Source organism: Candidatus Hodarchaeum mangrovi (assembly GCF_975850365.1).
The window spans coordinates 1-10,321 of the sequence record NZ_CDLCQJ010000107.1 but is presented as its reverse complement, the minus strand read 5'-3'; the positions used below and the strand labels follow the sequence as shown (position 1 = coordinate 10,321).

General features: G+C 31.7%; 6 protein-coding genes and 1 pseudogene. 2 read left to right on the top strand and 5 right to left on the bottom strand.

Annotated elements, in window-relative coordinates; translation table 11 throughout:
• A partial coding sequence (locus ACWVCY_RS10790; RefSeq protein ID WP_455142832.1) for an aldehyde ferredoxin oxidoreductase C-terminal domain-containing protein occupies nucleotides 1-1,241 on the top strand: 1,241 nt, incomplete at its 5' end.
• Between the two features lie 5 nt (nucleotides 1,242-1,246).
• Here ACWVCY_RS10790 and ACWVCY_RS10785 read toward each other — a convergent pair.
• Entirely contained in the window at nucleotides 1,247-5,419 is a 4,173-nt protein-coding gene (locus ACWVCY_RS10785) for a hypothetical protein (RefSeq protein ID WP_455142831.1), read from the bottom strand.
• A gap of 81 nt (nucleotides 5,420-5,500) precedes the next feature.
• Nucleotides 5,501-6,202, bottom strand: coding sequence for a YggS family pyridoxal phosphate-dependent enzyme (locus ACWVCY_RS10780; RefSeq protein WP_455142830.1), 702 nt, complete (start codon nucleotides 6,200-6,202; stop codon nucleotides 5,501-5,503).
• A gap of 112 nt (nucleotides 6,203-6,314) precedes the next feature.
• Here ACWVCY_RS10780 and ACWVCY_RS10775 point away from each other — a divergent pair.
• Nucleotides 6,315-7,487: pseudogene (locus ACWVCY_RS10775) on the top strand (DegT/DnrJ/EryC1/StrS family aminotransferase); the annotation flags it as partial.
• 28 nt (nucleotides 7,488-7,515) lie between these two features.
• On the opposite strand, the gene ACWVCY_RS10770 reads toward ACWVCY_RS10775, so the two are convergent.
• From ACWVCY_RS10770 to ACWVCY_RS10760, 3 genes are all read right to left on the bottom strand, one after another.
• Entirely contained in the window at nucleotides 7,516-8,556 is a 1,041-nt protein-coding gene (locus ACWVCY_RS10770; RefSeq protein ID WP_455142829.1) for a hypothetical protein, read from the bottom strand.
• A gap of 43 nt (nucleotides 8,557-8,599) precedes the next feature.
• Nucleotides 8,600-9,763, bottom strand: a complete 1,164-nt coding sequence (locus ACWVCY_RS10765; RefSeq protein ID WP_455142828.1) for a hypothetical protein — start codon at nucleotides 9,761-9,763, stop codon at nucleotides 8,600-8,602.
• Nucleotides 9,764-10,031: 268 nt separating this feature from the next.
• On the bottom strand, nucleotides 10,032-10,321 hold a 290-nt coding region (locus ACWVCY_RS10760), incomplete at its 5' end, for a hypothetical protein (protein WP_455142827.1).

The following is a 10,321-nucleotide window of genomic DNA, read 5'->3' as shown; positions in this document are numbered from 1 at the left end:
CCTCTAAAAACCTTAAAGCTATCGTGATCAGGGAACCACCGTCTGAAGAAAAAATAGAATGTTTACTAAAAAATGATACTGAATTTCTGTCACAATTAGAAAATCATTATTGGTATAAAATGATTAAGACTCGTGGTACATTTTCTCTCATACTCCCAGCCTTAGAAAAAAGAATAATAGGTATCAAAAACTGTTCTCGTTTGCTATCGATGAACCCAGAAAAAATTTCTTCTTTTCAAGGTTATCGCTCTACTTATGATTGTTGGAAGTGTCCTATAAGGTGCTCACATAATAAATATCAGGATTTCCTTGGTCTGGGTTTAAACCTTAAAATAACCGATTTAACATCAATTCAAAATGCAATTGAGATATGCGCTTCAGAGGCTTTAGATCCATTGTCTCTAGGGGCTAGTATCGGTTCCTTATTGAACATTCAAGAAGATAGAAGAAAATTGCTAGATGAAGTTATTGGAGTAACATGGGGAGATCCTGCATTACTTCGATTAATTGATTCAATTATTTCTGTAACTGGATTAGGAGAAAAATTAGCAAGAGGGGAAACATATTTATATAAACAAACATCTGAGCCTTCTCCAGCTATTAAAAATCAATTTGCTGGACTATATTATTATCCAAATACAGAGGAAATAGCATTGGCACACAGTATTTCTTCATACAGCGCTTCAGAGCTACACTCTGATTACATGTTCTTTCCTAGTATTTTAGGAAATCCATACAAATTAAATAGCAAATCGATTAAAGGAATCGTTAAAACCATAATCTTACTGGAAAATATTCTTGCTTCCATGGACTCACTGGTTTTGTGTTCCAGGTTTCTTCCATTCATACTAGTCCAAAGATTTCCAAAACTTTTTCTTCCTGAAGAGATTAGTAACCTTTTATTTTCCTTTTTACCCTCAATTTTCATTAATAATTTTGGACTATCCACAAAAAATTTCGCAAATAGTTTTAAAGAGACCTTTTTTGAATTAAAATTGGATCTAAATAATTTATTCAAGACTGGCAATAGAATTACTTTATTGGAAAGATTATTTAATACTAGAGCAGGTTTTACTAAATCTGATGACCAATTCGAACCTTTTATTTCCAATAAGGAATTTTTCAAAAAGCAAGAAAGGTTACTTGAAGAATATTACCAACAGAAAGGTCTAACAAATGAAGGAATGGTGACCAAGAAATCTTTAAAGAAAACTGGATTACTTGGACTAGTAACAATTTAAAAGGTCTACTGAATCCCTTTAAGATTCATTCTTCTGCCTTTAATTGAATTTAAAGTTTGTGAGAAAAAGGGAACAATCTTTGGATCGGAAATAATTATGCCAATATCGTCTGGAATCACTATTGCTAGACTCTCATCCACAATAATAACTGTCCCAGTTAATTTTTCTGCTGATGTTGAGTGAAAAATGATATTTAATTTCTCCTCGATTTCATTTGCCCATTTCTTGCCTTTTTTGGTAAAATCATAATTAGTAATGAAGTAAATCCGTTTTTCTGATGGAATAGTTGTCAGAGCTCCAGTTGGATACAAAGTCGGATTAGATGTGAATATTGTTACTTGTTTTTTTACTCCTTTAATCAATTCAGTTATATATTTTGTTTTTACATCTTCATTGGCCAGATTAATGAATCGTATATCTTTTAAAGGTTCAGATTTAGCAAGTTCATTTTCTAAAGTTAGTAAACCTTCTTTAAAACTTGTATTTGAACCCAATAGGTCTTTTAAAAGATTATTTGAGCTCTCTGAGATTTCAGTAATTAGCTTCTCAAATTCTTCGGTAAGTATTTGTGTGAGTTGAGAAGAATTACCTGACATACTTAGAGAATTCTTTTGTAAATCATTATAATAAGTATCTATACTGGTATTCATCGATTGGTCAAGATCTTGTAATTGAATCTTAAATTCCTTAACTGTATTTTCTTTTAGTTCATTTAATTCTTTCAAAAGCTTTTTATTCTCTTCATTGATCGTTAAGGCTAATTCTGTAATTAATTCTTGTATTTTGTCTTTAGATTCATTAACATTCTTTAGAGATGTTTGAACTCTTTCGGTCAAATCATTGATAATATCTTCAATATTTTTCGTGGAGACTTGTGAAAAATCTCTAGTAAAACTACTTAATTCTTCTTTAACTTCAGAAAAATCTAGTTCTTTCCGTTCTTCAGTCAAAAAATCATGAAAACGAGCTGTAAATGTAGTTCGATAACTTGATATCATGTCTGTAAAATCTTCAATGAATCTAGTCATATCATCCTCCGTCTGAGTATGAATAGCATCATAAGAATTTAACAACTCTGGTAATTTCTTATCAAAATCCTCTAAATGAATTTTTAAACTATCACTTATTGCAGTCTTAAGCCTTTTATTATATTGTTTTACCGTTGTTTTAATTTCATTTAATCCAAACAGATCTTCAGTAGAATCGAGATTTAAAACCTCATTGAGTCTTTTAATAGTTAATTCAGTGTTTTTATCTGCAATAATTTCCATATTTTCTATATTGGTTTGGATAGCGACTTCTATACTCTCAGTAACTTCCTGAAGCCTATTTTTAGTTTTTTCTATTTGCTTTTGCCAATTCTCAGTCAAATTACTTAGATTCTCTTTAGTTTTTTGTTCTAATTCTTGATTTAATTTTGTTCTTTCCTGAATAAGTCCATCGAACGCCTGTGAAAAGCTTTGGCCAATTTCAGGTATTTTTGTTTGATACTCTTGATCTTGATGAGCGATAGAATCCTTAATTTCAGTACTCAGTTTTTTAATGGTATCTTCCATTTCACTTCGCAATACTTTTACTTCCTCTTCTACTGATTGAGAAGAAGCTTCGATTTCAGAAGTAACAAAACCAGTTGCGACATCTACCTGATTCTCTAACTCTGAAATCGACTCTACAAAGTAAGATTCAATCTGATCGTTAGTACGCAATAAACTTGTGGAAATTGCCTGTAAAGATCCAGAAACAACTGAGGACAACTTTTCTGCGCTTTCTTGTACTTGTTTAATTAATCCTGAAACCTCATCCATTGTTGAATCATATAAACCATCATAAACAGATTGAATTTCTTCTAATGCACCTTTAAGATTTTTATTCTGGTTTAATACTTCAGTTTCGATTTGGCTGATGAAAGTCAAAATATCTGTTGGCCCTTTTTCTTGATATTTAGTGATCTGTGATTTATGTAATCCAATCACCTCATCAACAGCTCTACGATTTTCGTCAACTAAATCTAAGAACATTTTCTCTCTTTCATCAACTGCTTGTTTTATCTCTGACTTATAAGTATCGATAAATTGGTTTGTTTGTTCAGAAAAACCATCGATTACAGTTTGTAACGCATCATGAGATGTTTTATTGTTCTTCTCGACATTCTCTATTTGAACATTCAATTCTGTTGTGAATTCTTTTTTAATTTGATTAAAACCTTCTTTAATGACATTAAGTATTCTTTCTATTTGATTTTGAAGGTTTGTTTCTAGTTGGGTAAGAAATTCTCTATTATTTTGACCTGTTTTACCAAAAATATTATCAACTTCAGTTTTAAGGTGAAGTGTTGAGTTTTGTAAATTTGTTTCAATATCATTCATATTCGAAATATTTTGAGCTTCAATTCTATCATAAATATCAGTATAATCTGATTCTAAACCTGAAAGAACTTGCTGATAATTCCTTGAAACTGCATCTATTTCCGTAGTAAGGACTTTTGAACGTTGTTCAAACCGACTTTGAATTTTTTCATTTAAACTTTCATGTAAAGAAGATACTACATTAAGAATATGATCTGAAGATGATAATAAATTCTGGATCTCTTTTTCTCCTTCACTAGTAGTTTCATTGAAAATCTTAACAACTCTCTTTTGCGAATCAGAAATTTTTTCATTTATTTCTTTTAAAGAAGTCAGAGATTGTCCCCCCATGTTCTTTTCCAATTCGCTTGAAGTTAGTTTAAAGGATTCATTTAATTGTGTTTTCAATTGATTTGCTCTTGATGGAATCGAAATCAAAAGATTTCTTAGGAATTCATTAACAGATTGTGATAGTTGGTGGAGTCGAACGACATCTGTATCTTTTCGATTTATTGATTTTTCTAAATTTTCATAGAAAATTTGAATTAACCGTTCAAATTCAGAACTTTGTGTGATTAATTGTTTCTTGGCATCTCGTCTTATATTTTCCATTACATCAATTGCCATTTTCTGAACTTTACGGTAGTTTGTTTCAAGAGCTACAAGATCTGATGTAAGGAGTGATTCAAATTGTTTTAAAAAGAGATCTTGTTGAGTAGTAATTTTTTGTTCCGTCGAAAGTTCCAATATCTCAGATTGTAAAACATTTATGGGGGATTTTTGCTCCGAGATTAACTCTGATGCGTTATCCACAAATTCTTGAAATTCTTGCTTTATTTGTTGTGAGTTATCTTTAATAATGTTCTCGGTTTTCCGTTTAACACCGACAAGGGCATCTTCGATTTCTTTATCAATATCCTGAGCAATTTGAGTGATGACACTGCTCAATGCTTTCGAAATATCTGCTTCTAGAGATGATTGGATTTGCTTTTTTAGTTCATTCACAAAATTTTTTTCATAATTTCGAGAGGTTTCTAGTCCACTCATTAAATTTCCTTTAAACTCATTAGAAGTGGATTCAGTGTTTGTAAAAAACTCTTGCATTTGAACATTCGATTCTGTTTCGAGAGTAGTTATAATATCTAATATTCGTGTTTGAATTGTGTTTATACGAGTACTTGTAGATCTTATAATCTCCAAAAGCTGTTTTTCATATTTTGTGATTGATTCTCGTAGAATTCTAGAACTGATGTCTTGAATATTTTGAAATTGATCCACTGCATCTGTCCATTTTTTTTCATGTGAGGCTTTTTTAGCTGTAAAAATACCATCAAATTTTGCTTGAACTTCAGAAACACGATTACTTGTGGAAGTTAAAACATCTTCTATGTATTCCTCAGATTTCTCTCTTCGTAGCTGCTCAGAAGAATCCCATTCTTTCTTTAAAGCTGATTTTAATACTAGATTGGATGTTTTTAACTCTTCTAGTTGTTTTTCATTAACTTCTTTGAATTTTTGTAAATTTTCCTCAAAGGATTTTCTAATACCCTGATAATCTTGCTTCAAATTTGTTTGTAATTTTTCATTATTCCTTTCTAAGAGTGTAATTAAATTCTTTAATGGGAGTGTAGAGAAGATTATTCCTGACTCTTTATCCTGACGTGCTAATCCTTTAATAATCAAGGATGCAAGTGAACTTTCTGCTTTTTCATCGGTTACAGCAGAATTAATAAATAAATCTCGTTTAGTTTGTGCGCCAAATGTTATTAAAGTAGAAAAAAGTTTGATTTCAGTCTTATTAAGTGAAAAAATTTCCTCTTGGGCAGTCATCATTCAACCACTCCTAAAATAGCTATTCTAAGTTTAATTTATTTGCGTTTCTTTCGATCATTGCAGTACTTAACCCGTGAAATCTCATTTTTGAAAAATAACGGTGCCTAACCTCACCATATTTGATCCTTCTTTCAAAGCGAACTGATAATCATTCGACATTCCCATAGATAAAGTCTTCAATTCAACATTAATTGGTAATGGAAGATCCTTTAGCTTATCAAATATACTTCTCATTTGACGAAAGTAAGATTGTGTTCGCTTAGCCTCAATAAAAGGTGCAATGGTCATCAAACCACAAATCCTCAAGTTTTTAAGTTTTTCAATTTCCTTTAAAAAAATAATTATTTGCTTTTCATCAGGAACAAGACCGAATTTTGTTCCATCACGACTAATATCTATTTGAAGAAGACAATCGACAATTAGCTCTTTATTAGATGCTCTTTTTTGTATTTCTAGAGCAAGAGGCAATCGGTCTAATGATTGAATCATTGCTACTTTTCCAACAAGCTTTTTAACTTTATTTCGTTGCAAATGACCAATAAAATGCCACTCAATATCTTGATTCTGCAATTCATCGATTTTACCTAAAGCCTCCTCAACACGATTTTCTCCAAAGATTGGAGAATCTATATACTCTGCTAGTTCTGAAATTCGTTCTAGTGGCTGGTTTTTGGTAACAATGACTATTTTTGGAGTTATATTATTTGAAGAATAAGATTTTACTATTGAAACAACTTGTTGATAATTTTTGATAATTCTATCAAGTGATACAGCTGAATCCATCTTTCATTCCGTGATTCCCTGTTAGGAAACTATTTCTAAGCTTAATTATATTACTGAAATGAATTTTTGTATAGATTTAATATAAGTAAAGGTACATAAATCTAGTAATAATAATGATTTTTTTAAAGGAGCCCAGCCTATAATGAAATTTGTTGCACAGCCACAGATCTCTGAAGATGAAGTGTCATTAGTAGCTGAAACAGTAAGATCAAAAGGTTTAGTAGAAGGAAAAAACGCAAGATCGCTAGAAGATGCATTTGCAAAGTTTACAGGGGTAAAACATGCTATATGTACTGTTAATGGAACAGCTGCTTTACATTTGGCAATTGAAGGATTGAAAATTCCCCCTAACTCAGAAATTATAACATCATCATTTACTTTTATAGCTTCAGCAAACTCTATTAGCTTTGGAGGGTGTATTCCAATTTTTGCAGAGATAGATCCTGAAACCTATAATATAGATCCAGAAAAAATTGAAGAATTAATCACACCAAAAACAAGAGCAATCTTACCAATACATATTTTTGGTTTACCCTCGGATATGAAAGCAATAAATGATATCGCAGAAGAGCATAATTTGTTAGTAATTGAGGACGCATGTCAATCTCATGGAGCACGAATAGATGGAAAGCATGTTGGAACGTTTGGAAACGTTGGATGTTTTTCTTTTTATGCAACAAAAAATATGATAACTGGTGAAGGAGGAATGGTAATAACAAATGATGATGAATTGGCAAAAGTGATTCGAAGTATCAAAAATCATGGAAGAAGTCCTCAGGGAGGGTATAATCATTATACAATCGGCTATAATTACCGATTAGCTGATCCACTTGCTGCAATTGGATTAATCCAGATTAATAAACTTCCAAAGATGCTAGCTCAACGTGCAAAAAATGCAAATGCTATTCGTAAAACTATAGATGAATTATATTCTATCCGAACGCAAAGAATTCCTAAAGGAGTAGTACATAGTCACTATATTTGCGCTCCTGTGGTTGAAGAGTCATCAAATAAGACAGCTCCTGAAATAGTGAAAGAATTGAACAATAAAGGAGTTGGATCAAGGCAAATTTATGCAATTCCATGCCACCAACAACCAACTTACAAAGAAGGGATTAAGTCTTGGAGATGGAGTAAGTATGTTGAATATCCAGAATATTCTAAATTGACTCTCCCCATAACAGAAAAGATAGCGAGATCTCATTTTGAAGTTCCCATCCATCCTGGTTTGACAGAAGAAGAAGTTCAAAAGATTCAAAGTGTTTTAACAGAGGTATGTAATTAATGCAGATTTACCCTCTCACATCAACTATTCACGTAAGATGACTAGGCATCCAGTCTAAAAGTAAATTTCTTCCAACATCACGAAATTCAGTTTTTATCTTCTGAATTTTGTTAAAAAAACCCTCATGTGTTGAATCTATCTGTAAATCGGATAGAATTTTATTTAATTTAGGTTGTACATTTTTTATACCTGCTGTTAATGTGGAATAATCTCCTAAATGTTTTTCAGTCAATATCTCATTTGTATAAAGTGGTCTCTGGGTTGATAAACCACCTGATAATATTTTTAGTCCATCTTCGGCTTTAAAACTATTTGGATCTTTACATGATTCATATAATTGGTCAAAACATTCTTTATTTGGTAAAAATACGTTTCTAGCTAAAACTCCTCTCAAGTACATCTGAGTTGTACGTTCAGCAATAACTAAAGAAAAAGGAATAGAAGTCATATATTCCGTCATCCGAATTTTTTCACTCCCAAGGATTGTTCCTGTTTCATCCTGCGCTTTTTCATAGACATCAAGAGGAAGGACTAATCCGGTAATCTCACGATAATCTGTTACAATAGAACCAGGACCTAGTTGAAATTTCACCCAGTAAAGCCCAACACCAGTAATAAAAAAGAATGGTTCAGAAGTTGTTTCTTCAAAACCAGTTAAAGCTAAATCAGGGATTAAAACAACATTATCTTGAAAGATTTTCTGAACGGGTTGATTTAAATAGAATCCATTGAAACTTGAGCCGATCATTCTACTCCATGAAGGGATAAAGAGGATTTGATCTAAAGTACCAAAAAGAGATTCTTTCAACTTAAGGATTTCGTTATCTATTTCAGAAATCCTTTGATTAATTTTTTCAAAAACAGATTTTCGATTATAAACTCCAACACGATATGGATAATCATTATCCTTTTGATAACGTTTAAATTCCCGTATAGATATACCAGCAATTTCTTCTAGATCTGCATAAGAAAGATTTTCTTCATAATAGGCTTTTAACCCGCTTAGAACCTTTTTCTCATCTTCAAGGATAGAAATCTTACTGTCTATTTTCTTATCACGCTGTACCATTATAGAATATTCCTTTTTTGGAATCTTTATTTTATTGAATTAGTTAACGTATGAATCCGATATTCTTCTGACCACGTATATCCATTTTAGAAAAAGGAGGGCCATCTTGGAGCATTTTATTTAGCGACTCTTCCGAAACTTCCATTCTAGTTCGAAGTCCCTCAGCTAAAGTAATAATATAATCCTCATCGACATCAAAATTTTTCGCAATATCCCTTACCCTTGCTTCTCTTCCAGTCAAACAATAGTCCTTTAAATGATCTAATTTTGTGAAATAAGAGAGTATTTCTCCTGCAAGATAATGATTGGCCACCATCTCATCAGTAAACTCCCTTGCCTTCTTTATTATCCTCTCGATAATCTTGTGAGGCTTTTCAGGGGGGGAATAATTAATAAATTTAGAATCCTTCCCTATCCCAGCAGTAATAACAGGATCACGATAGAAATTCTTTCTTTTATCCTGTTCCTCATTAAGAAGTATCATATCAGCTCTAGGAATTTTAGATGCTACAGCTTGGGATTTATAATCAAGTGGAATGGTAAGTCTTACATCCAACTCTTCTTCAGGCATATAACTTCTAATAATATCTGCGATCTCTAGTAAAAATTCAACATTAGGTCCTATAAGGACAACAGGGATTTTATATAATACTCCTATAAAAACAGGAACTAAAGGATCGTCATATGAACGAAAACCAGATTTTACAGGGAATACTTCAAAAAGACTTTTCAAACCGAATTTAATTTCTCGCTCTGCAATAATAGCCATTTCTTGGGTTTTAGTAAGTTCACCCCAGCCTTTCAGTCTTGCTGAAAGCTCACTGGATAGAGGTTGACCAAATTTATAATCACGATTTAGAGCATTTTTTATTTCCCCTGCAGCTTGAGAGAGTATAGTTGCATTAGAATATAACCCTGATTTTTTCTGATTATCAACTATTGCACTTAACGAAATTACTCTGTACTCTCCTCCTTCAGTTTTCTGGTCTAAGGATGTATAAAAGATGAAAGCAATTCGATTTTCATTAGGAAATGGAATAATAGCTTCGCCTTCCAGTCGCTCGGAAGAACTGGTCCGTACTGAAGTTAATGTAGAGACAATAGATTTAACAGCAATTTTTTTGGTTAGAACTGGATCTTGAATGGTACTGAAAATTGCAACAGGTCCTGTTCTTTCATCGAATGCGGAAAATACAACATCTGCCATAGATTAACACCAACTTTTTTCTTTGTTCTGAATTAATATACAGCAAATTCTAAAGAATGGAGAGTCGATATTCTTTTCTTCCATGTTAATTTAAAAATATATAACCTATTATAATAATAGTAGCATATTAAATTTCGCGTTTTTTAGCTTTATTCTGTATTATTAGTCATTATATTAAAATTTTTGTAAAAGAAATGAGTTGAGACTTTAGGATTCAAAGATTATGATTACTCAATAATTGTTAACTAAAATCCCAGTTTTTCAATACTTAATTGATATCTTCTTCTACTCTGTGCCAGATATCTAATGCTACATCTTTTGAGATAACATTTCGAACTAATACATTACCACCCTTAAAGATTGAAATTTGAACATTATCAAGTAAAGATAAAATAAGAGAAAATTTCCCCACATGTCGAACAGAGTATTTTTGAGCTAAAACTTTCTTTAATTTAGCGATATCATATGTTTTTTTAGCTTTAGGAACTATCATATAAGTTGATTCTCCACAGAGATCAACAAAACGATAGCCTTCCTCCTTAATAGATTTACTTTCCT